This window comes from Buchnera aphidicola (Cinara cf. splendens/pseudotsugae 3390) (genome assembly GCF_900698845.1).
Taxonomy (GTDB): Bacteria; Pseudomonadota; Gammaproteobacteria; order Enterobacterales; family Enterobacteriaceae; genus Buchnera_F; species Buchnera_F aphidicola_AM.
The window spans coordinates 84,657-109,344 of the sequence record NZ_LR217692.1; the positions used below are offsets into that span (position 1 = coordinate 84,657).

The following is a 24,688-nucleotide window of genomic DNA, read 5'->3' on the forward strand; positions in this document are numbered from 1 at the left end:
TATTTATAAGATACGATTTATCCATACAATTTTTATATATTTTAAAGAATTAATAGATACACGTTGTATGGTAAATACTCCAATAGCGGCAATTAATTTATCATTATAAAACAATAAAGGTATTGTATTTCTTAACCAAGGAGGTATTTTATATTTTTGCCAAATTTTTTTTATGTTGATTTTTTTATTTTCTTCATTATTTTTGTAGTTTTTTTTAACATGAAAACGAATGTTAACTAATACATTTTTTGGAGGATAAGGAATTTTATAAATATCTTTTTTTTGTTTTTGTTTTTTTTTTTTGTAAGGTATTAAGATTCCTAAATTTTGTGGTAATTTTAAAATTTTATTTATTTTTTTCCAATATATTATTTTATTTTTGATGTTTTTATAAGGAAAAATGTAATAAATTGTGTTTTTAAATCTTCTTATTTCGGAGTTACAGAAAATTATTTTTTTATTATAATAGTTTTTATTATGAATAATTTCTTTATATGTTCTATGTAGTACATAGTATGTAGATTGGTTGGCACTATTTTGATTAAACCATTGTTTTAAAATGGAATATTGGGCCTCTTTTGTGAGATTTTTAAAATTTAATAATGATAATGATCCATCAGAAAAAATATTTTTTTTTAAAAAATATAAAATAAAAAAATTTAAAGATTTTTGATCTTTAGCAAGTATTTGCATGCTTTTAGTACAATTTTTTAAAAAACTTGGCCATTTTTTATATATTTTTGATAGAATTTTTTTTCTTAAAAAATTTCTATCGTATTGTATAAGTTCATTAGATTGATCTTCGATCCATAGAAGATTTTTTTTTTTTGCCCAAGATATGATTTTTTTTTTTGGTGTATAAATTAAAGGTCTTACTATTTTTATTCCATGATACATAGAACTATATTTCATTCCTGAAAAACCGTTTATACCGCTTGTTCTTTTAAGAGATAAAAAAAGATTCTCACACTGATCATTGAGATTGTGTGCTGTTAATAAAATTTCTTTTAAAAATATATGTTTTTTGAAAATTTCAAGTCTTTTTATTCTTGAATAACCTTCAACTCCATACTTGTTATTTTTTGGTATATGGATGTTATCTACAATGATATGTATTTTTTTTTGTTTGCAAATATTTTCGCAATGTTTTTGTGAGTATAAAGCATGTGAGTATAAATTGTGATTTATATGTATGGCGCGTATTTTTATGTATTTAAAGTTTTTTTTATATTTTAAGAGTTGATGTAATAATACGATAGAATCAACTCCTCCGCTCAGAGCTAATAAAAAATATTTTTGTTGAGGATATTTTAAGAATAATTTTTTTATAAACATATTTAATATCAATGTTGTTTTACGTTCGAGTGGATTTGAACCACTAACTTCTACTATGTCATAGTAGCACTCTAACCATTGAGTTACGAACGTATATAATACGTATTATAGTATGTCAAATAAATGTGTAAATGCATATATATAAATTATATAATATTTAAAATATAATTAAAAATTATATTTTATAATATAGCATATGGTATCATAAATTATAATAATAATATATATTTAAAAAATATATATAATTATATTAATTCGTAATTTTGAAATATTTCATAAATTATTTAGATAAAAATATTTAAAATATTTTTTAGAATATGAATAAAAATAAACGTTTGATTATTTTAAAAAAGTTTGAACAACATTATTCAAGCTCAAAAATTAAATTGAAGTATAAAACATGTTTTGAATTGCTGATTTCTATTATTTTATCTGCTAAATCATCTGATACACAAGTTAATAAAGTCACTAAAAAATTATTTTCGTATATGCGTAAACCATCAGATGTACTAGATTTAGGTTATGATAAATTAAAAGTGATCATTCGATCAGTGGGATTATTTAATAAAAAAGCTTTAGCAATTATTAAAACTTGTCGAATTTTAAAGAAGATATATAATGAAAATATACCTATGAATAAAGATAAATTATTATTACTACCCGGAGTAGGGAGAAAAACTGCAAATTTATTTTTAAATATTGTTTTAAAAAAAAATTTTATTGCTGTGGATACACATGTTTTTAGAGTATCTAACCGTACTAATTTTGCGAATGGATTATCTCCTTATCATGTAGAAAATAAATTGTATAAGTGCGTACCTATTAAATTTCAATCTCGTCTTCATAGTTGGTTTGGATTACACGGACGATATTTTTGTCGATCTTTATCTCCAAAATGTTCAATGTGTATTATTAAGATATGGTGTGAATATCCTTATAAAATTATTAAATAATAAAATAATATAGACAATGTATAGTATTAAATACTATTATATACTTTTATATCATAGTTTATGAGTATGATTATAATACGATATATGATTATTATGGCTTAATTTTTTTATTTTTGATATTTTTTATATAAATGATATTTATTATTAATATTCAATGTTTACAGGTTATTAGGATGATAAAAAAAAGTAATATTTTAGATTTTTTAAATGAAAAAGGTTTTTTTTCTCAAATTTTTAGCAAAAAAAATTTATATAAGCATATTCAACAAAAAAATATTCGTTTGTATTGTGGATTTGATCCTACTGCTAGTAGCCTACATATAGGTCACTTGTTGCCAATTTTATGTTTAAAATATTTTCAAGAATTTGGTCACACTCCTGTTATTTTAATTGGAGGTGCTACAGGTATAGTAGGAGATCCAAGTTTTAGGGCGAGTAAACGACCAAAATATTCTCGAGATTTTTTACAATTTAATCAAATTTGTTTAGAAAAGCAGCTATTATTTTTTTTTAATAACAATAATTGTATTAATAATAAAGCTATTATATTGAATAATTATTCTTGGTTTAAAGATACTTCAATGTTGTTCTTTTTGAGAAAAATTGGTATACATTTTTCTATTAATAATATGATTCATAAAGAATCAGTAAGGAAAAGATTAACAGAAGAACAAATTGGTATGTCTTTTACAGAATTTTCATATAGTCTATTGCAAGCATATGATTTTTCTTTTTTGTATAAAAAATATGGTGTTACTGTGCAGGTCGGTGGATCAGATCAATGGGGAAATATTTTATCTGGTATACGGTTAATTAAAAAATTATATCAAAAAGAAGTATTTGGTATAACTAATCCATTGTTAACTGCATTTAATGGAGAAAAAATTGGAAAAACAGGTAATCACACTATTTGGTTAGATTCTAGAAAAACTAGTCCATATAAGTTCTATCAATTTTGGATTAATGTTTCAGATGATGATGTAAATAATTTTATTAATCTATTCACTTCTATAAATATTAAAAAATTAAATACAATATTTAGTAATACTAATGATATTAATAATTTAAGAAATAAAAAAATTTTTTTAGCAGAATTTCTAACTAAATTTGTACATGGAAAAAATGCTTTAAAAGCTGTTCAACGTATTATATATTTTTTGTTTGGCCAAGGATCTAAACAGAATATTACAGAAAATGATTGCGAACAACTTATTCAAGACGGTATTCCATCTGTTGTTTTTAACAATTATTTAGATTTACCACATGTTTTAGTTAAAACTGATTTATCTACCTCTTTAAATCAAGCTCGTAATATGATACTTTCCGGTGCAATTCGTATAAATGGACAAGTACAAAACAAAAAAGATTATTTTTTTATTAAATCAGATTTTTTATTTAATAAATATACATTGTTATGTAGAGGAAAAAAAAATTATGTTTTGATTTTTTGGAAAATATGATTTTTATATTAAAAAAATTCTTATAAAAATTAAGTTTCAATATTTTGGATATTGAAGCTTTCTCCACAACCACACGTAGTAGTATGTTTGCTATTTTTAAAAGTAAAAGAGGAATTTAATTCTTTTTTAGAAAAATCTATTATAGTAGTATATAATTGTGATATTATTTTTTTTGGAATGAAAAATTTAATAGATTTTATTATATAAATGTAATCTGAATTATTTTTTTTTTTTTCTAATTTTAAGATATATTTAAATCCAGCACATCCTGATTTTTTTAATTCTATTTTAATACCGTAACTATTTTTATTTTTGTTTAATAAAAACAATATTTGTTTTTTTGCTCGTTTAGTTAACTGAATAGGTACAATTGTTTTTGTGTTTTTTTGTATTGTGGTGTTCATCATTATATTTTTTCCTGAAAGAATGTATCTTAAAAATTAATGTGATTTTTATTTAATTTTTAAAATAAATTATAATTATATTATTTTTATGTAAATATGTAAACAGTAATTTTAATGTATATGTTTATAAACATTAAATAAAAAGTGTTTTAAATTATTTTAGATACAAAAATTATTTTTAAATATATAGTTAAATGATTTTTTTTTATTTAAATAAACAGTGTAGATCTTTTAAAAAAATTTTTGAATTTTTTATTTATTTGGTAAATAGATAATTATATTTTATAATAAATCATTGTTTAAAAGATTATAATATTTATTGAATCATATATTCTTTTTTATGGTGAGATAAGTATTTATATTTTGATAGTATATAAATACTAGTAATATTAAAAATTTATAATTTAAGATTATTTAGTTTTATTAATTTTTAATTACATGATTTGAATATGGTATTATATAGTTATTTGAAATACAATATTTTTATTAACAATTTTTATATATGGCAACTCTTGTTAATATATGTTGTGTACAATATTTTATTTTAAATATATTAAATGTATTAAATATATTTTATAAACATTACAATGAATTTTTTATTAATATAAATTTGAATTTTTGTTAAATTATATCGAGAATAAGATGAAAAAAAAAAATGAATTGTTAGTTAATGCAAAAAGTAATGGATTTTTAATCACTCCATTAGCTTTGTTTAATCGTTATTCTATGACACCAGATGTACATGATTTAATTCGTTCTACACGTAATAATATAAAAAAAATTCTATCGGGTCATGATAAACGTTTATTAGTAATTATAGGTCCGTGTTCTATTCATGATCCTACTTCTGCTATTGAATATGCAAAAAAAATACAAATATTACGTCAAAAATATTCTAAATTTTTAGAAATTGTAATGAGAACATATTTTGAAAAACCACGAACTGTTTTAGGTTGGACCGGTTTAATTTCTGATCCTAATTTAGATGGTAGTTCAAATGTAAATGAAGGTTTAGCTATAGCTAGGAAATTGTTGTTAGAAATTAATAAATTAGGCGTACCAACTGCCACAGAGTTTTTAGATTCTACGGTTAGTCAGTTTATTTTCGATTTGATTAGTTGGGGTGCTATTGGGGCGCGAACTACAGAAAGCCAAGTTCACAGAGAGTTAGCTTCTTACTTGCCATGTCCTGTAGGTTTTAAAAATGGAACAGATGGAAATATTTTAATTGCAGTAGATGCAATTCGTTCGGCTACTGCTAGTCACTTATTTTTATCTCCGAATCAACAAGGAAAAACTGTAATTTATCATACTACTGGAAATTCTTGTGCTCACATTATTATGCGTGGAGGTAAAGTACCTAATTATCATAAAGTAGATATTGAACATGCTATTAAAAAATTAAAAATGTTTAATTTGCCAGAACATTTAATTATAGATTTTAGCCATGCTAATTCTTTGAAAAAATATAAACAACAATTAGTAGTTTCAGATTCTGTTTCACGACAAATTTATAATGGATCTACTGCTATATCAGGTGTTATGATTGAAAGTTTTTTAAAAGAAGGTTCTCAAAATTTAAGTGATATAAAAAATTTAAACTTTGGTCAATCCGTCACAGATTCTTGTTTAGGTTGGGATGATAGTTTGTTACTAGTACAACAATTATTTAAATCAGTTGCAATTCGTTTTAAATAATTTTTCATATATGCTATAGCATATTATAGATATTTTTTTAATTGGTTTTTTTAATTCACATAAAGTATAGATATTGTTTAGAATATTTTAGATTACATAATATTTATTTTAAATAGATACATATTTGATACAACATGAATTTTATAAGGATTGAATATGCCGATTGTTATATCGTGCAACGGAGTTGATAGAAGTTATACTAAGACAGTTACTGTAAAAAAAATTTTGGAAGATTTTTATCCTATACATACATCAAATTTTGTAGCAGGTTTAGTAGATAACAAATTAGTTACTTTAAATACTATTATATCTAAAAATTCAACAATTGTTATGATTGATGACAGTAATCAAAAATTTCTGTCTCAAGTAAAAAGGTCTTGTATTCAGTTATTAAACCGTGTATTAAAAGATATATGGTTGGATGTTAAAATAGCTAACTCATGTATAAATGAATATGGATTTCACTGTGACATTGATATGTCATATGTATTAAGAAAAAAGGATTTACATGAAATTTCTAAACAAATGTTAAAAAAAATTTCTACTGCTTATAAAATATTTGTTAAACGTATTGATATATCAGATTTTTTAGATTTTTTACAAAAAAATAATGAAACTTATCAAATTGATATTATTCGTAAAAAATATAGTAGTAAAAATACTATTGATGTTTGTTATCATGAGGATTATTGTGAATTTTATGATCATGCTCAAGTTTCTAATATTAAGTTTTGTAAACATTTTCTTTTACAAGACGTTTCAGGAGCTTATTGGAATAATAACAAAAATAATAAAATGTTACAAAGAATTCATGTAGTAATTTGTACATCAAAATACCAGTTATTGAAATTTTTATCTATTTCAAAAGAAATAAAAAAAAGAGATCATCGTAAAACTGCAAAATTATTAGATTTATATCATATTCAAAAAGAGTCACCGGGTATGATATTTTGGCATAAAAACGGATATGTTATTTTCAGACAACTAGAACAGTTTATTCGCGACTATTTATTTAGACATCATTATGAAGAAGTTAAAAGCCCTGTTATTATTGATAAATCTTTATGGGAAAAAAGCGGTCATTGGAAATATTACAATACATCTATTTTTGTGACTAAATCTGAAAATAGAGAATATTGTATTAAGCCTATGAATTGTCCAGCTCATGTTCAAATTTTTCAAAGTAAATTGCAGTCTTATAAAGATTTACCGATACGTATCTCTGAATTCGGAAGTTGTCATAGACAGGAATCATCTGGTTCATTACATGGGTTAATGCGAGTACGTGGATTTACTCAAGATGATGCTCATATTTTTTGTACTCAAGAACAAATAAAAAAAGAGTTAAATGATTGTATTCATTTATTACTTGATTTATATAATACTTTTGGTTTTAAAAAAATTTTTATTAATTTTTCTACTCGTCCTACAAAAAGGATTGGCAGTGAAAAAATGTGGAATCAAGCAGAAAAAGATTTAGAGTATGTGCTAAAAAAAAATAATTTATCATTTCAATATCAAAGTGGAGAAGGAGCTTTTTATGGTCCTAAAATTGAAATATCTTTAGAAGATAATTTGCAAAGAATATGGCAATGTGGAACTATTCAATTAGATTTTTATTTAGCGCAACAGTTAAATGCTTATTATATTGACAAAAATAATGTAAAAAAAAATCCAATTATTATTCATAGGGCTTTATTAGGATCGATAGAAAGATTTATAGGTATTTTACTTGAAGAATTTAAGGGTAAATTACCGATATGGTTATGTCCTATTCAAGTGAATGTAATTAGTGTTTCTATATTACATTCTTCATATGTACAAAAAATAGTACAAAAATTATTATTACATGATATTCGGGTTATTTTTGATGTAACCAATACTAGTGTTGGATTTAAAATTCGTTCTTCTATTGTACAAAATATACCATATACTTTAATATGTGGAGATAAAGAAATACAGAATAAGTATATTACAATAAGAAATAGATTTAGTAATAAACAATACAAATCTACAATTGATATTTTTATTAACAATATTATAAATAATATTAAAAATCGTAGTATTCAAGATTTTATAATGGAGGGTTAGGGTATTAAAGTCGGAAAAAAAAATCAATTATCTCGTTCGTATCGCGTTAATTATGAAATTCGTTCTATTGAAGTGCGGTTAACGGGATTACAGGGCGAATCATTAGGAATTGTTAGTGTTCATCAAGCTCTGGAAAAAGCTAAAATAGATGGTTTTGATTTAGTTGAGATCAGTCCAAATTCTAAGCCTCCAGTATGTCGTATTATGAATTATGGTAAATTCTTGTACGAAAAAAACAAAGCTCTAAAAAAGCAAAAAAAAAAACAAAGGATTGTTCAAATTAAAGAAATAAAATTTCGTCCAAATACTGATGAAGGTGATTATCAAGTTAAATTAAGAAATTTGATACGATTTTTAAAGGATGGTAATAAAATAAAGATTACTTTGAGATTTAGAGGTAGAGAGATGACTCATAAAGATATTGGTATAAATATGTTAAATCGCTTAAAAAATGATTTGTCTACCTTGACTTATGTTGAGTCTTTTCCTACAAGAATTGAAGGTCGACAAATGATCATGATGTTATCTCCAAAAAGATAAATTATATTACTAATTAGTATACATTTTTATTAAAAATATATTTTTATTTTGGAATTTTTATGCCTAAACTTAAAACATTACGTAGTGCCGCTAAAAGATTTAAAAAAACTGCTTCAGGTCAATTTAAACGTAAACAAGCAAATTTACGTCATATTTTAACTAAAAAAAGTACTAATAAAAAACGTGATCTTCGTAAAAAAATTATTCTTTCTTCATCGGATTATGCTAGGGTTAATAATTTTCTTCCTTATTTATGATTCTAGAAGAATAATTTTGACAGATTATATGTATATAGGAGATTTTTGATGGCACGTGTTAAAAGAGGTGTTACTGCACACGCTCGTCATAAAAAAATAATTAATTTAGCAAAAGGATATTATGGAGCGCGTTCCCGAGTATATCGTGTTGCAAAACAAGCAGTTATTAAAGCTGGACAATATGCTTATAGGGATAGGCGTAATAAAAAAAGAAATTTTCGTAAATTATGGATTATTAGAATTAATGCAGCTGCACAAAATTATAATTTATCATACAGTAGATTTATTCACGGATTAAAAATATCTTCCGTGAATATTAATCGAAAAATGTTAGCAGAAACAGCAATATATGATAAAGTTGCATTTGAAGCATTGATAAGATGTTCAAAAAATTCTATACATTTGTAATAAATTAATAAAAAATTTTATAAATTTATCAGAGGGAGAATCATTAATCTCCCTGTGTACATTAAAAATTTTTATTTTTTGTATGTATTTTATACAATAAATATATTGGTATACACGTGAAACTACAACAAGAAATATATAAATCAATACAAAAAATCTTATATCATGCTATGTATGAAATAAAAAAAATAGATGATATTACGTCACTTAACAATTTTAAATCGAAATATTTAGGAAAAAACAGTGTTTTATGTTTTTATTTTTCTAAATTAATTACTCTGGAAATTTCAGAACGTATACAGTGTAGTGTTTTTTTAAATAGTTGTAAAAAAAAAATTCAAGATAAGATTAATTATAAAAAAAAGAAGTTACAAGATAATCAATTAAATCAACAAAAAAATAAACATTTTTTGGATTGTACCTTACCGGGTAGAAAAATTGAAAAAGGTAATTTACATCCTCTTACTGTTATCATTAATGAGATCAAAAAATTTTTTAATTATTTAGGCTTTAAAACATTTTACGGTCCAGAAATAGAGAGTACATATTATAATTTCGATGCTTTAAATATACCAAACGATCATCCAACTAAAAGTATGAATGATACTTTTTGGTTTGATATAAATCATGTATTACGAACACAAACATCTAGTGTACAAATTAGAATTTTAGAGAAATATTCTGTTCCTATACGTGCAATTGTTCCTGGAAAAGTATATCGTCGTGATTATGATCACACACATACACCTATGTTTCATCAAGTTGAAGGCTTAATTGTGGATACTTCAATTTCTTTTTCACACTTAAAATGGATTTTAGAGAATTTTATTGTTAAAATTTTAAATAAAAATGTAAAAGTACGTTTTCGTAGTTCATATTTTCCTTTTACTTGTCCTTCAGCTGAAATGGATATTCAAGATAAACACGGAAAATGGTTAGAAATATTAGGATGCGGTATGGTTCATCCAAATGTTTTAAAATACTGTAATATTGATAGTAATACGTATTTAGCTTGTGCTTTTGGCATTGGTGTAGAAAGAATAGCTATGTTAAAATATGCAGTTTCTGATATTCGTTATTTTTTTGAAAATGATATACGATTTTTAAAACAATTTTATAATAGTGAGAAATATTAATGAAGTTTGGAGAAGAATGGTTATATAATTGGGTTGATCCGTCTATTTCAAGTACACAGATATGTGAACAATTAACAAATTTTGGTTGTGAAGCGGAATGTATTCCTAATAAACAGATTTATGTAAAAAACACAATTATTGGTCAAGTTATTTGCAAACAATTGTGTTCTACTAATAAAAAATTAATAAGATATACAGTACGTGTATATTATGATACAAAAATTTATGTTTTGTTCAAAGATAAAAAATATCTAGTAGTAGGAACTAAAATATCAATTATTTTACCTAATTTGAATTCAAAAAAAAATACATCTTCTGTATTATCAAATGTTAAAAAAAATAGATTAAATGGTACTTTTGGTTCATATCATTTATTAGGAATAGAACAGAATAATCACGATATTGTTATTTTTACACATAACGCTTTAATTGGATTAAATTATAATCACTATATACATATAAATAAATATATAATAAAATTTTTTATTCCATTTAATAGAGTAGATTTACGTTCTATTTGGGGTTTGTCGCGTGAAATAGCTTTGTTAAATAATTTGCCTATACCTAAATTGAAATATCAAGATGTATTATTACGTTCTCATGCTTGTAATAATAGTATAGATATTACTATTAAGCATGATTATATACAATATATTTTTTGTGAAATACATTCTGTGCAGTTTTGGTCTATTTTACCAATTTACATTCAAGAAAGATTAAGACATGCAAGTATGCTTACAGATAATATAATTATAAACATTATTAATTATATCTTTATTGAAACTGGTCATTGGTTTCATATATTTGATTTAGACAAATTAAACAATAAATTAAATATATATAGTTTAGAAAAAAAAGAATTTGTTCGTAATATTCATAATCAAAAAATTTATTTACAAAAAGGTACTATTGTTTTATCAGATTCTAAAAATATTTTATCTTTTGAAGATATGGAATATTCTGGATGTTGTAGAGTTAGTCGTCATACAAAAAATTTATTTCTAGGATCTATATGTTTTGATCCTATGTTTATACAACAACGATGTTTATTAGCACCTTCGATTGACAGACAACTAGAATACTCTAAATATAATATATATCCTTCTTTACAAAAAAACATTTTTCAATATGCACAGAAATTGATAACAAGTATATGCGGAGCAAAATCTTCTGCTTTTAAAGAGTATCATATGAAGAATTGTATTAGTGAGTCCCCTGTATTGTTATTAAAACTTGAAAAGTTAAATAAAATTACTGGAATTTCTTTTTTTAAAGAAGATATATTATCTATTTTAAAGATTTGTCGTTTTTCTTTTTATGAAGATAAAAATATTTTTTATGTTATACCGCCTTTTTGGCGTACCGACATTAGAATTGTTGAAGATGTAGTGAGTGAAATTATTCGAGTTTATGGTTATAAAAAAATTGTATCAACACCACCTACAGAATATATGAATATTATGTCGAATAAGAATAAAAATATATCACTATCACGAATTAAATTATTTCTGATAGATCGTGGATATTTTGAAATTATTTCATATAGTTTTATAAATTCTATGACACATAAATATTTCCTGTCAGATGACAATATTATAAAAATATGTAATCCTATTTCTAATGATATGTCAGAAATGAGATCATCAATATGGATTAATTTATTGAATTGTATTGCTTACAATCAAAAACGTCAACAAGAATCTATTCGTATTTTTGAAACTGGATTATGTTTTTTTTCGAATAAAAACAATTGTGCTTCTATAATTCAAAAAGAATATTTATCTGGTGCAATGAGTGGTTTTTTTAGTCGTCGTGAATGGTACTTAAAAAATAGAAAAGTTGATTTCTATGATTTGAAGGGTGATATTGAATCTATTTTAAATATTTGCGGTAAATTAAATCATGTAGAATTTATTTCAGAAAAATATATTGGATTATGCCCTAAACAAAGTGCAGGAATTTATTTATCTGGCCAATTGATTGGTAGAATTGGTGTATTAGATGTTTCTCTTCATCGAATTTTTGATTTAAAAGATTCAGTTGTTTTATTTGAAATTATGTGGGAAAAAATTAATAGTTCTTCGATTATTAAGAAAAAATCTGTATCTTTATTACCAAATAGTAAAAGAGATATTTCTATATTAGTGTCTGATACTATTTTAGCTAAAGATATTTTAAATGTATGTCATGATAGTATTAGTATCCATACTTCAGATATATATATATATGACATATATACTGGACCAAATATTCCTTTTAAAAAAAAGAGTGTTTCTATTTGTTTTATTTTTCAAAGTACTGATATCATGTTACATGAATCAAAAATTAGTTCTAATATTTTAAAGTGTATAAAGGAATTAAAAAATAAATTAGGAGCAGTTTTAAGAGATTAAATTAATATCGTTATAACTAAGATATAAATTTTAGGTTATTTATTTAAGAATAATTAAGTATATAAATACAAGAAATATGATAGAAATTTTTGTATAAAGATAAGTGAATATTTAAAAAAGGAAATAAAAATGGTTTAATTTTATAAATTTCATTTAAAAATAAAACATAATAATTGAAATGAACTTCAAAAAAAATAATAAAAAATTTTATTTTTAATAAAATAATAGTTTTTAAGTCTTTTTTAGAATTCTAATATGGTAGAAAATTTTCATAATGTATTGTTTATTAATATATTTAAATATTTTATATGTTCTAAATGTGATGTTTTTTATTAAAAATTTGTATAAAAATAAAATGTTTGTTTGATTTTTTTAGATTTTTATTTAATTTTTAAGTATTATTTTTAAAAAAATAGATATTGATATAAATAATTTTAGATTTTTTTTTTAGCAAGAAATTTTCTTACATAGTAAATATATAAGTTCATATTTTTTTATGTAATGAATATTAGTATTTTTCATCTATTAGTACGCTACTGGATAGCGTGCATAATTTTTATTATAATATTATACTTAAATTATACACGTAATCTCAGAATTTTTTATAATTTTATTATATATTAAAATTTAATATATAAATTTTTTGTATGTATATAAAATATCTTGTAGTCATTTTATGCATATAGGATTGTTTTTTTATAAATTAGAAAAATTAGTAATATATAAAAATATTTCTTGTATCTTCTGTAGTATAAAAATACGATGTGAACGTATTTCTATATTTAAATCATATACAAAGGATTTTTGAAAAAATATTTCTATAGGTTCACATAATTTTTTAATACATTTTAACAAATATAAATAATTTATATTTTTATTTTTATCTAGTATTGTTCTTATGTATTGAATATGCTTAATTAATTTGTTCTCATGTGTTAAGAAATTTTTAGTGCAATTTAAGTAATGTGAATTTAGTTTTATAAGTTTTATTTTTTTTGGAATTTTGGAAACAATATTGTTGATTCTTTTATAAGTATTAAGAATTTTTTTAAAGTCATATTTTTTTTTGAAATCGGTAAGCGCGTTGATTCGTGAATTAATATCATAAAGATTAGATAATTGTAATGATAAAACCGATAAAATTGTTTTTTTTTTATGTTTTTTTGTATATAACGATATGTATTTAGAATATATAAAATTTAAAATTGATTTTTTTATTATTTTTGTATTTTGTATATGAGGATATAAATTAATAGATTTGGCAATTATTTTTAAAAGATTAATATTTATTTTTTTTTCAATTATAATTCGAATAATTCCTACAGCTGCTCTACGTAAAGCAAATGGATCTTTTTTGTTGGTAGGTTTTTTTCCTATACTGAAAATTCCGATAATAGTATCTATTTTATCCGCAATACTTAATACACAAGATATTTTTTGAGTTGGTATATTAGATTGTGAAAAATTTGGTAAGTAATGCTCTTTAATAGCAAGTGCGACTTTTTTATTTTCTTGGTTATATAACGCATAATACATACCAATAGTTCCTTGAAGAGCAGAAAATTCTGTTACGATATTAGTAGTTAGATCGCATTTGGATAAAATGGCAGCTTTTTGTGTTAATAAAATGTTAGTTTTAATTTTATGAGCAATATATTGACTTAATTTACTTATCCTTAAAGTTTTTTCATACAGTGACCCTAATTTTTTATGAAAAGATATGTTTTTTAATAATGTTAATCTTTTTGCAAATATTATTTTTTGATCTGTATTGATAAAAAAATTTACGTTACTTAATTTTGAATGCAATATTTGCTCATTTTCTTGAATTATTTTTTTATAGTTTAAAGTATCAACGTTGCTAATAAAAATAAAATTATTTGTTATAATATTCGTTATTTTGTCATATAAAGGAAAATATTTTTGGCTATTTTCCATAGTATACGCTAATACTTCTTCAGGTATTTTTAAGTATTTTTTTTTAAATGTAGCTAAATGTGCTACTGGCCATTCTACTGAAGCTGTAATTTCTTCTAGTAATTTTTCATTTATATTTACTGATTTTTTAGCTTTTTTAGATAAATATTGTATTTGACTAAATATTTTTTTTTTTCTTTCTTCGTGATCAATTAGAATATATTTTTTTTTAAATAATTCAGTTGTATATTGATTTGCATGAGTAAAAATTATTTTTTTAGGCATCATTAAAAAATGTCCATAAGAAATATTTTTATAAGTAATACCAGGCATATTTAATGAAATATTTTTATCATCTAACAATATCATAATATTACGTATTGGACGAGAGAATCGTATAGAAGTAGTATTCCATATCATAGATTTTTTTAAAGGTATTTTTTTTATTGCATGAGAAATAATGTGTATTAAAGTTTTTTTCAATGAAACTATTTTCTTTAAACTAGCATATGCAATATGTTTAGTGTTTTTAATGCATTGAGTTTCAATCTGTTGTGCAGGTATATTATATTTTTTTGACCATAGTGTTGCTGAAGGAGTAATTTTTTTATTGGAATTAAATGATTCTTGAGCAGAAGGACTTATTTTTTTTATATGTATATATTTATTGGAACATGATAAAAAAAAAATTTTTACAGCTATTTTTTTAGAAGTATAGTATAAAAATATAGATTCGTATTTAATGTTATTTTTATGAAGTTTTTTCTGTATAGTTACATAAAAAAATTGGGCTATAGTAGTTAGCTCTTTGCTAGGTAAATCTTCTGTTTGTATTTCTATTAATAATGTTTTTTTTTTCATTTTTTACTCTTTATTTTGATTATATATATATTGTATAGCAATTTTTTTTATTTGTTTTCGTATATTTAAGATGTGTTCAGTTCGATCTGTTGTTGATAATATTTTTTTACAATCTAATAAATTAAAATAATGAATAGCATGTAACATTTGTTCATATGCTGGAATAGACAAAGGAATAGTGAGGTTTATTAGTCTATTTGCTTCTTGTATATGCAGTGTAAATAATTTTAATATCTGTTTTGTATCAGAAAATTCAAAATTATATGAAGAATTTTCTTGCTCTTGATGTAAAAATATATCTGAATATTTTGTTTTAGTTGTATTTCTACTAGTGTCCCATAAAATATCATAGATATTATTTATATTTTGTAAGTGCATAGAAATTCTTTCCAAACCATATGTAACTTCAATAGTTGGTTGGTTACAAGTAATACCACCCATTTGTTGAAAGTATGTTATTTGAGAAATTTCCATTCCGTTTAACCATACTTCCCATCCTAAACCAGAAGCTCCAAGTGTAGGATTTTCCCAATTATCTTCCATAAATCTAATATCGTTATTCTTGATATCCATTCCAATTTTTTTTAAAGAAGATAAATATAGTTTTTGAATATTATTTGGAGCAGGTTTCATAATTACTTGAAATTGAAAGTAATGTTGTAATCGATTAGGATGGTTTGTATATCGTCCATCTAATGGTCTTCTGGAAGGTTGCAAGTAGGCTATTAAAGAAGATTTTTTTTTAAGAATACTAAAAAAAGTATGATGATGGAATGTAGCTGCTCCTATAGAGATATCTAACGGTTGTAGAATGATACAGTTATGTTTACGCCAAAATTTTTGTAGTGTATAAATTGTTTTATAAAACGTGTTGTGATGAATAGACATAATTTTTCTTTTTTTAATAGTTTTAGAAATGTGGGTAATATATATTGTAATATTACTTTGATATAATTTTTACGTTATTTTGATTATAGTCTTACATACAAATGTGATATTTATTGCATAAATATTAAAAAATTAATAATATTTTTTATCACTTATATAAGCAAAATACAAAAAACATTGTAAATATTTTATGATATTTGTATATTAATTATAATCAATCTAGTATTCTGATACTAGATTTATTTTTTATAAGATATCAATTTTAAATAGGAATAATTAATTATATATGAAATATATAGGTGCACATGTAAGTACTAAAGGGGGTTTAGAAAATTCTGTATTACGGGCGCATCAATTAGGAGCAACAGCTTTTTCTATTTTTGTATATAATCCATTGCGATGGATAAATTCTCCGTTACAGAGAAATATTATATATAATTTTAGAGAATCTTGTAAAATATATCATTATTCTCCTTTGCAAATTTTGCCGCATAGTAGTTATTTAATTAATTTAGGTCATCCGCAAAAAGAACTGAATAAAAAATCATGTGAAACTTTTATTAAGGAAATTAAATGTTGTTATGAATTGGGTTTAATAATGATTAATATTCATCCTGGTAGTCATTTATATCAGATTACAGAAAAAAAATGTTTAGAAAATATTTCTAATTCCATAAATTTTGTATTGAGTAAAACACGCAAAATCATTGTTGTTTTAGAAAATACCGCTGGTCAAGGAAGTAATATTGGGTATTGTTTTGAGCATTTATCATTTATTATCAATAAAATTGAAGATAAATCTCGTATTGGTGTATGCTTGGATACTTGTCATTTATTTGCTGCAGGATATCGATTAAATAAAAAAAATGATTTTTTAGAAACATTTAAAAAATTTGACAGTTTAATTGGTTTTCAATATTTATCAGGAATTCATATTAATGATTCTAAAGGAAGTTTTAATAGTCGATTAGATCGTCATCATAATTTAGGATATGGAAAAATAAAAAAGAATGTTTTTTCATGGATCGTTCAAATTGTTGAATTCAAAAAAATTCCAATGATTTTGGAAACTAAAGATACAAGTATGTGGAAAAATGAAATTTGTTGGTTAAAAAAACAGTCTATGTTGAATTCTAGAAAAATTTTAAACGTATAAGATATTATCTTATGTTATATTGATATTTAAGTAATGTGATTTATTAATTAGATTTTTTTTATTATTAGTTGGAGTTGTTTATATGATAAAATTACATGCAATTTTCCGTGATAAACGAGGTACTAGTAATAGTCGCTATATACGCAAAATATATCGTCGTGTTCCAGGAGTAATATATGGTAAAAAAAAATTAAATCAAGAACTATGGATTTCTTTAGAACATGATGTAATTTTTAATTTGCAAAAAAATATTGAATTTTGTTCACAAAAAATTGTGATTATTTTAGAAGAGAAAAAATTTTTTGTTATTGTTAAAGATATTCAATATCATGCTTTCAAATCTATGTTATTACATATAGATTTTTTTTGTGTGGATATGGAAAAATAAGATAATAATTTAATATTTTATATGTTTAATTTTTATAAAAAATAATTGTAGTACATAATGTTTAATGATTTTTCTTTCTAATATTCTGTATCGGCACGTTTTTTGTATTAATACAATTTATAGAATTGTTTTTGTATTAAATTTTTCGTGCCGATTATTTTTATTTTGATTTTGATTGTTTAAAGTTTAAATTATTTTTATCTATTAAATTTTTTTAACAATATAAAAATATTTTTTAGAAATTAAATTTTTATATTTTATTTTAAATATATATATAATAATAGTTAAACATAAAAAAATTTTTAATTGTAATTAATATTTTTATGTAAATGTATTTATGTAAAGTAAATTAAAATTATGTTTTAAATATTAATCTTTGAATGTACAGTGTATTTAATTTAATTTGATAATAGGAATATGTAAAAATATAATTCAAATGTTTATAATTTTAATAAAATAATTTTTTAATAAATTAAAAAATTATTAATATTTTAATAATAAAACTATATATATTTACATTTTTTAAAATCAGATGAATTCGATTAAGAAAAATTTTTTATTTAAATGATTAATTGTATTATATATACATGATTATATATCAAATAAATAATAGTTTGCTAATAGCAAAATATTCATCACAATAATTGTTTTTGCTGTTTTATTTAACTATTACAAATAATTTTAAAAAATAAAGTGATTTTAATATATAATACCTAATATTTCAGATATATGTAAATATAAATTAATTTAAAATTATTTTTAATAAAGACACTATTTCTAATATAGTATTTTCAATATATTATATTGATATATATATATGAATTTTGTTATTTTTTTAATAAATTTAAATTTTATCTATAAATAAGATTATTTTAAGATAAGTATTTTACTACATAAAAATACAGTTTTATAAAATAATGTAATATAGGTGAATGTACATAAAAATATATATCAATGTTTAGTTGATATTTCAGAGATATATGATAAATATCATTATTAATAACGTAATTGGTTGACTTTTTTTACGCATCATCACTGTTAATTGTACTATACAAAAGTATCTTATAAATAATGTTTTTCTTATGAATGATCTTATGTATTTAACAATAATTAATTAATTAATTAATTAATTAATTAATTTTTAATTACATAGAGATGATTAAAAATTCAACGTGGTAAATATATGAATAGAATTATGTATAAAAAACATATTCCGGTAAAAAGATTTGGTCAAAATTTTTTAAAAAATGATATTATTATAAAAAAAATTATACAAAGTATGAATTTAAATAATTTTGATAATGTTATAGAAATTGGTCCTGGTTTAGGCGCGCTAACATTCCCTATATGTGAGATTATAGATAAAATTACTGTACTTGAAATAGATGAAAATATAATATTTTTTTTGTTGTGTCATAAGTATAATAAAAAAATGAATATTATTTTAACTGATGTTATGAAGTTTGATTTTCGATATTTTTTTTCTTTGAAAAAAGATGTTTTTTACAGATTAGTAGGTAATTTGCCCTACAATATTTCCATTTGTTTTTTTTTAAAAATGATTTTGTATAATTTACATATTTATGATATGCATTTTATGTTTCAAGAAGAAGTAGCGTATCGTCTATTAGCTAATCCTGGACATAAAAAGTATGGAAAATTAAGTGTTATGGCTCAATTTTTTTATAGAATTACGCCCATTACTCCAGTAGATAAATTTGATTTTTTTCCTAAACCAAAAATAAATTCTATTTTTTTACGATTTGTTCCATATAATCATAAATATGATGATTATAGCATAGAAAAGTATTTTTTTGCTTTAGAATTAATTACTCGCACTGCTTTTCAACATCGACGTAAATTATTAAAGAGTAATTTATCTAATATTTTTTCTGAAAAACTTTTATTAAAATTAAATATCCATTCATTTTTTCGCGCTGAAAATGTTTCAGTGTATCAGTATTCATTATTAGTAAAAAATTTTTTAAAATCATATACTTAATCATATTATTTTATACACAATAAATAAAATATTTTTTTAAGAAATAGCTTTTTTATGAAATTTCATGTTGTAAATATATGTAAATACTTTTATTGTAAGGATATTTATATGACTTTTTTATATTTTTATATTTATAACTATAAAATTTTATAATAGTGGATTATATTTTTGTAACAGTGGATTTTATTTGGTTATATAGTTATATTATTATGTAACTATATATCTATATAATTCTGTGGTTATATAATTATATAATGATTTCATTTAGAATGTTTTATTTAAATAATATCAGTATTTTGTATTACATATTTTATTTTATATTAAAAAATAAAATATAATTATCAATTATTTTTTAGATTTTAATATAAAACAATTCATATAATTTTTAATTATATTTACGTAAATAAAAATATTTATATAAATATTCAATAATAATTATTTTATTAATTAAAATTTATTGTGATGTATGTCTTGTAAACATAGTATATTTTTTTTTCCAATATATTTTAGTGCAGAAACAGTAGCAAATGCTCCATTTAACGTAGAATCATAATGTATTTTATATTTTAAAGCCATATTGCGTATTTTTCGTGTTTCTATATTTTTTTTGTTATCTACAGCAGTGTTTATAATGTATATATATTTTTTATTTTTTATGAAATCCTGAATGTTTGGTCGTCCTTCGTAGATTTTGCTAACTAATTCTGCTTTAATTCCTGTAGATTTTAATTTTAAAAATGTCCCTCGTGTTGCTTCTATATTAAATCTTAGTTTTCTTAATTGTATGGCAATATCTATAATAGAATTTTTATCTTTTTTTTGTACAGACAATAATACTATTCCTTTTGTCTTTAAGTGTATAGATATTCCTAACATAGCTTTATAGAATGCTAGTGCAAAGTTTTTTCCTAAGCCCATCACTTCTCCGGTAGATCGCATTTCTGGTCCTAACATAGGATTGGTTTCTGGAAATTTATTAAATGGTAATACTACTTCTTTTACAGAATAATGTTTTGGTTTAATTCTTTTGATGTATTTCTGTTGTGATAAAGTGTTTCCACAAATTACACGCATCGCTATTTTGGCTAAAGGAATACCTAGAGCTTTTGAAATAAAAGGAATGGTTCGTGAAGCCCTTGGATTTACTTCTAAAATAAATATTTTTTTATTTTTAACGGCAAATTGAATATTGATTAATCCAAGCACTCTTAATTCAATAGCTAAAATTTTTGTTTGTTTTTCTATTTCTTTTTCAGTTTGTTTATCTAGAGTATAAACAGGTAGAGCGCATGCTGAATCTCCAGAGTGTATTCCTGCTTGTTCTATATGTTCCATAATTCCTCCCACAAAAACTTTTTTTCTATCACAAATTGCATCTACATCTATTTCAGTGGCATTATCTAAATATTGATCTAATAAAATTGTTTGTTTTTTTGATTTTTTATCGCGATTTTGAAAATATTCAATGAGATGGCTATCACTATAGATTATTTCCATTTCTCGACCACCCAGAACATATGAAGGGCGAACAATAATTGGATATCCTATTTTATTAGATTTTTTTAGTGCGTCTTGAATACTATTAGAAGTGTAATTTTTAGGTTGTTTTAATTGTAATCGATTGATAATTTTTTGAAATTTTTTTCTGTTTTCAGCAATATCAATATATTTTGGTTGGGTTCCTAATATTTTTATTTTTTCTTTTTGAAGGTTTTTAGCTAATTTTAAGGGTGTTTGACCACCATATTGAATAACAATACCCATAGGTTTTTCTATGCGTATAATTTCTAAAATTTCTTCCAATGCAATAGGTTCAAAATATAATCTATCAGAGATGTCATAATCAGTAGATACAGTTTCTGGATTACAATTGATCATAATTGTTTCATAATTATCTTTTTTTAGTATTTGAGATGCATGAACACAACAATAATCAAATTCAATTCCTTGACCGATTCGATTGGGTCCGCTACCTAATATAATTATTTTTTTTGGATTTTTTGTAGGTAGTGATTCACATTCATCTTCCCAAGTAGAATACATATATGCTGTTTCTGTAGAAAATTCAGCTGCGCAAGTGTCTATGCGTTTATATGTAGGATGGAGTTTTAATTCATATCTTTTTTGACGTACATCTTTTTCTTGTACATTTATTAATTGAGAAATTCGTAAATCTGAAAAACCTTTAGATTTTAAATATTTTAGATTTATGTAATTTAAATCAGATAATTTTTTTTTTGCAGTATTTTTTTCTACTAAAATTAAATCTTGTATATTATTTAAAAACCAAGGATCTATATGTGTGAGCTGGTATATTTTTTTTATACTCCATTTTAAGCGAAAAGCTTCTCCTATATACCATAATCTTTCCGGACCAGTTTCTCGAAGTTCATGATATATTTTTTTTTTTAACAAAACAAGATTATTTATTTTATTTACTTTAATATTAATGTCAAATCCTGTAGATCCAATTTCTAAACTTCTAATTGCTTTTTGTAATGATTCTTGGAATGTCCGACCAATGGCCATAACTTCTCCTATAGATTTCATTTGAGTAGTAAGTCTATCATTACATTCATGGAATTTTTTAAAATCAAATCTGGGTATTTTAGTTACAATATAGTCTATAGATGGTTCAAAAGCAGCTGGAGTGTTATTTCCTGTAATATTATTTTTAAGTTCGTCCAAAGTATATCCTATGGATAGTTTCGTAGAAATTCGTGCTATAGGAAAACCAGTAGCTTTAGATGCTAGAGCTGATGATCGAGATACTCTAGGATTCATTTCAATAACTATCATTTTTCCGTTTTGTGGATTTACTGCAAATTGAACATTAGATCCTCCACTAGTTACTCCAATTTTTTTTAATATCATAATTGCAGCATTACGCATATTTTGGTATTCTTTATCGCTTAATGTTTGAGCTGGAGCAACAGTTATAGAGTCTCCTGTATGTATTCCCATAGGATCTATATTTTCAATAGTACATACAACAATAAAATTACCGGACATGTCTCTGATTACTTCTAGTTCATATTCTTTCCAACCTATTAATGATTCATCAATTAACAATTCAGATATTGGAGATATCTCTAGACCAAGTAGACAGATATTTTTAAATTCTTCATAATTATATGCAATACCACCACCACTACCACCCATAGTAAATGAAGGTCGAATGATACAAGGGAAACCAATAGATTCAATTACTTTATTTGCTTCTTCAAAATTATGTGCAATACCACATTTTGCTGTATTTAAGTTAATAGCTTTCATAGATTTTTCAAAAGAAGATCTATTTTCTGCTTTTTGAATAGATTTAATAGTAACTCCGATTAATTCTACTTTATATTTTTTTAGTATCCCTTTTTTATGCAATTTTAAAACACAATTTAAAGCTGTTTGTCCTCCCATGGTAGGCAAAATGGCATCAGGTTTTTCTTTTTTTATAATTTCAGTAATGATCTTTACGTCAATGGGTTCAATATATGTTCTATCAGCCATATCAGGATCAGTCATAATAGTTGCTGGATTTGAGTTTATTAGTATGACCTTGTATCCTTCTTCTTTTAGAGCTGCACAAGCTTGAACCCCGGAATAATCAAATTCACACGCTTGTCCAATGACAATAGGTCCTGAACCTATAATTAAAATAGAATGTATATCGTTTCTTTTAGGCATTTTTTAATTCCTGATTTTGCATGTTTTTAATGAATTTATCGAATAATATATGAGTGTCATGGGTACCCGGAGTAGATTCAGGATGTCCTTGAAAACTAAAAGATGGATGATTTTTTACAGCGATACCTTGAATAGTATTGTCAAATAAAGATACATACGTAACAGTCACATTTTCTGGTATTGAGAATTTATCAACGGTGAAGTTATGATTTTGTGTGGTTATAAAAACTTTTTTAGTATATATATTTTGAATTGGATGATTAGATCCATGGTGCCCAAATTTCATTTTGGTAATTTTTGCTCCTAATGATAAAGCTAAGATTTGGTGTCCTAAACAAATTCCAAAAATAGGAATTGGTAAATTTAATAATTTTTTCGTGTCTTTAATAGCTTTAGTATATAATCTAGGGTCTCCTGGACCATTAGATAATAATATTCCTGATGGTTTTAAAGAAACTACTTTTTCTATAGAAGTAGTTGGAGATATTAGCGTGATTTTGCAGTTTTTTTCATGTAAAATGTTTAATATACTAGTTTTAACTCCAAAGTCATATACAGCAACATGAAATTTTTTTTTTTGATACATATCATTTATTGATTTCTCTGGTATCCATTCTTGAAGATTTTTTACTCCGATTGATATATTTTTTTTGTTTTTTTTTTCTTTTTTATAACGTAGGATGTTTATAATAGCTTTTTTTTTATTCATATACAGTTCTGATTGTATACATCCATACTGTGAACCATTTTTTCGTAAAATATGAGTAAGTTTTCTGGTATCAATGTTTGATATTGCAATAATTTTTTTTTTTTTTATATATTCTGATAAATCTTGTATACTACGAAAATTGCTACTTATTGACGATATTGACTTAGTTATAATACCTTTGGCAAAAATTTTTTTAGATTCTTCATCTTGTTCGTTAGTTCCAATATTACCAATGTGAGGATTAGTAAATGAAATTATTTGGCCGTAATATGAGGGATCTGTTATGATTTCTTGATATCCAGTCATGGCAGTATTAAAAACTATTTCTCCAATTGTTTCACCTTCAATACCTTCAGAAATTCCGTAAAAAATAGTTCCATTTTCTAAAATCAAGTGTGCTAATTTTGTCAT

18 protein-coding genes and 1 tRNA gene are annotated in these 24,688 nt (G+C 23.1%); 12 read left to right on the forward strand and 7 right to left on the reverse strand.

Annotated elements, in window-relative coordinates; all coding sequences use genetic code 11:
- Nucleotides 1–3: 3 nt before the first annotated feature.
- Nucleotides 4–1,335 (reverse strand): tRNA lysidine(34) synthetase TilS, encoded by a 1,332-nt coding sequence (gene tilS / locus BUCISPPS3390_RS00410; RefSeq protein WP_154060697.1) that lies wholly within the window; start codon nt 1,333–1,335, stop codon nt 4–6.
- A gap of 20 nt (nt 1,336–1,355) precedes the next feature.
- Nucleotides 1,356–1,428: transfer RNA gene (locus tag BUCISPPS3390_RS00415), tRNA-Val, on the reverse strand.
- A 224-nt stretch (nt 1,429–1,652) separates the two neighbouring features.
- Here BUCISPPS3390_RS00415 and BUCISPPS3390_RS00420 point away from each other — a divergent pair.
- Nucleotides 1,653–2,288, forward strand: a complete 636-nt coding sequence (locus tag BUCISPPS3390_RS00420; protein ID WP_154060698.1) for an endonuclease III domain-containing protein — start codon at nt 1,653–1,655, stop codon at nt 2,286–2,288.
- A gap of 173 nt (nt 2,289–2,461) precedes the next feature.
- Nucleotides 2,462–3,748, forward strand: a complete 1,287-nt coding sequence (gene tyrS / locus BUCISPPS3390_RS00425; RefSeq protein WP_154060699.1) for a tyrosine--tRNA ligase — start codon at nt 2,462–2,464, stop codon at nt 3,746–3,748.
- A 29-nt stretch (nt 3,749–3,777) separates the two neighbouring features.
- Here tyrS and BUCISPPS3390_RS00430 read toward each other — a convergent pair whose 3' ends face one another.
- Nucleotides 3,778–4,152 carry a HesB/IscA family protein gene (locus BUCISPPS3390_RS00430; RefSeq protein ID WP_172599024.1) on the reverse strand — a complete coding sequence of 125 codons (375 nt, stop codon included), beginning with the start codon at nt 4,150–4,152 and terminating at the stop codon, nt 3,778–3,780.
- 642 nt (nt 4,153–4,794) lie between these two features.
- On the opposite strand from BUCISPPS3390_RS00430, the gene BUCISPPS3390_RS00435 reads away from it, so the two are divergent.
- The 7 genes from BUCISPPS3390_RS00435 to pheT all read left to right on the forward strand — a co-directional run bounded on the left by BUCISPPS3390_RS00435 (nt 4,795) and on the right by pheT (nt 12,675).
- A complete protein-coding gene (locus BUCISPPS3390_RS00435; protein ID WP_154060701.1) occupies nt 4,795–5,850 on the forward strand; it encodes a 3-deoxy-7-phosphoheptulonate synthase in 1,056 nt (351 codons plus the stop codon).
- Nucleotides 5,851–6,006: 156 nt separating this feature from the next.
- Nucleotides 6,007–7,941 carry a threonine--tRNA ligase gene (thrS, locus tag BUCISPPS3390_RS00440; protein ID WP_232036958.1) on the forward strand — a complete coding sequence of 645 codons (1,935 nt, stop codon included), beginning with the start codon at nt 6,007–6,009 and terminating at the stop codon, nt 7,939–7,941.
- A gap of 3 nt (nt 7,942–7,944) precedes the next feature.
- Complete coding sequence (gene infC, locus BUCISPPS3390_RS00445) at nt 7,945–8,481, forward strand: translation initiation factor IF-3 (protein WP_154048787.1); 537 nt, start codon at nt 7,945–7,947, stop codon at nt 8,479–8,481.
- A 59-nt stretch (nt 8,482–8,540) separates the two neighbouring features.
- Nucleotides 8,541–8,738: a 50S ribosomal protein L35 gene (rpmI, locus tag BUCISPPS3390_RS00450; RefSeq protein ID WP_154060702.1), complete on the forward strand. Its 198-nt coding sequence runs from the start codon at nt 8,541–8,543 to the stop codon at nt 8,736–8,738.
- A 48-nt stretch (nt 8,739–8,786) separates the two neighbouring features.
- Nucleotides 8,787–9,146: a 50S ribosomal protein L20 gene (rplT, locus tag BUCISPPS3390_RS00455; RefSeq protein WP_154060703.1), complete on the forward strand. Its 360-nt coding sequence runs from the start codon at nt 8,787–8,789 to the stop codon at nt 9,144–9,146.
- Nucleotides 9,147–9,316: 170 nt separating this feature from the next.
- Nucleotides 9,317–10,282 (forward strand): phenylalanine--tRNA ligase subunit alpha, encoded by a 966-nt coding sequence (gene pheS / locus BUCISPPS3390_RS00460; protein ID WP_154060980.1) that lies wholly within the window; start codon nt 9,317–9,319, stop codon nt 10,280–10,282.
- Nucleotides 10,282–12,675: a phenylalanine--tRNA ligase subunit beta gene (gene pheT, locus BUCISPPS3390_RS00465; protein ID WP_154060704.1), complete on the forward strand. Its 2,394-nt coding sequence runs from the start codon at nt 10,282–10,284 to the stop codon at nt 12,673–12,675. Before pheS ends, pheT begins: the two co-directional genes overlap by 1 nt.
- Nucleotides 12,676–13,371: 696 nt before the next feature.
- On the opposite strand, the gene glyS is transcribed toward pheT, so the two are convergent.
- Both glyS and BUCISPPS3390_RS00475 read right to left on the reverse strand, forming a co-directional pair.
- Nucleotides 13,372–15,453, reverse strand: coding sequence for a glycine--tRNA ligase subunit beta (glyS, locus tag BUCISPPS3390_RS00470; RefSeq protein ID WP_154060705.1), 2,082 nt, complete (start codon nt 15,451–15,453; stop codon nt 13,372–13,374).
- 3 nt (nt 15,454–15,456) lie between these two features.
- A complete protein-coding gene (locus BUCISPPS3390_RS00475; RefSeq protein ID WP_154060706.1) occupies nt 15,457–16,341 on the reverse strand; it encodes a glycine--tRNA ligase subunit alpha in 885 nt (294 codons plus the stop codon).
- A gap of 286 nt (nt 16,342–16,627) precedes the next feature.
- Between BUCISPPS3390_RS00475 and nfo the strand changes: the two genes are divergently transcribed.
- The 3 genes from nfo (at nt 16,628) to rsmA (ending at nt 19,887) form a co-directional block, all read left to right on the forward strand.
- Nucleotides 16,628–17,497, forward strand: a complete 870-nt coding sequence (gene nfo, locus BUCISPPS3390_RS00480) for a deoxyribonuclease IV (RefSeq protein ID WP_154060707.1) — start codon at nt 16,628–16,630, stop codon at nt 17,495–17,497.
- 82 nt (nt 17,498–17,579) lie between these two features.
- Nucleotides 17,580–17,885 (forward strand): 50S ribosomal protein L25, encoded by a 306-nt coding sequence (rplY, locus tag BUCISPPS3390_RS00485; protein WP_154060708.1) that lies wholly within the window; start codon nt 17,580–17,582, stop codon nt 17,883–17,885.
- Between the two features lie 1,183 nt (nt 17,886–19,068).
- Nucleotides 19,069–19,887 carry a 16S rRNA (adenine(1518)-N(6)/adenine(1519)-N(6))-dimethyltransferase RsmA gene (gene rsmA, locus BUCISPPS3390_RS00490; protein WP_154060709.1) on the forward strand — a complete coding sequence of 273 codons (819 nt, stop codon included), beginning with the start codon at nt 19,069–19,071 and terminating at the stop codon, nt 19,885–19,887.
- Nucleotides 19,888–20,334: 447 nt separating this feature from the next.
- Here rsmA and carB read toward each other — a convergent pair whose 3' ends face one another.
- Nucleotides 20,335–23,568, reverse strand: coding sequence for a carbamoyl-phosphate synthase large subunit (gene carB, locus BUCISPPS3390_RS00495; RefSeq protein WP_154060710.1), 3,234 nt, complete (start codon nt 23,566–23,568; stop codon nt 20,335–20,337).
- A complete protein-coding gene (gene carA / locus BUCISPPS3390_RS00500; RefSeq protein WP_154060711.1) occupies nt 23,561–24,688 on the reverse strand; it encodes a glutamine-hydrolyzing carbamoyl-phosphate synthase small subunit in 1,128 nt (375 codons plus the stop codon). The genes carB and carA overlap by 8 nt, the downstream gene beginning before the upstream one ends.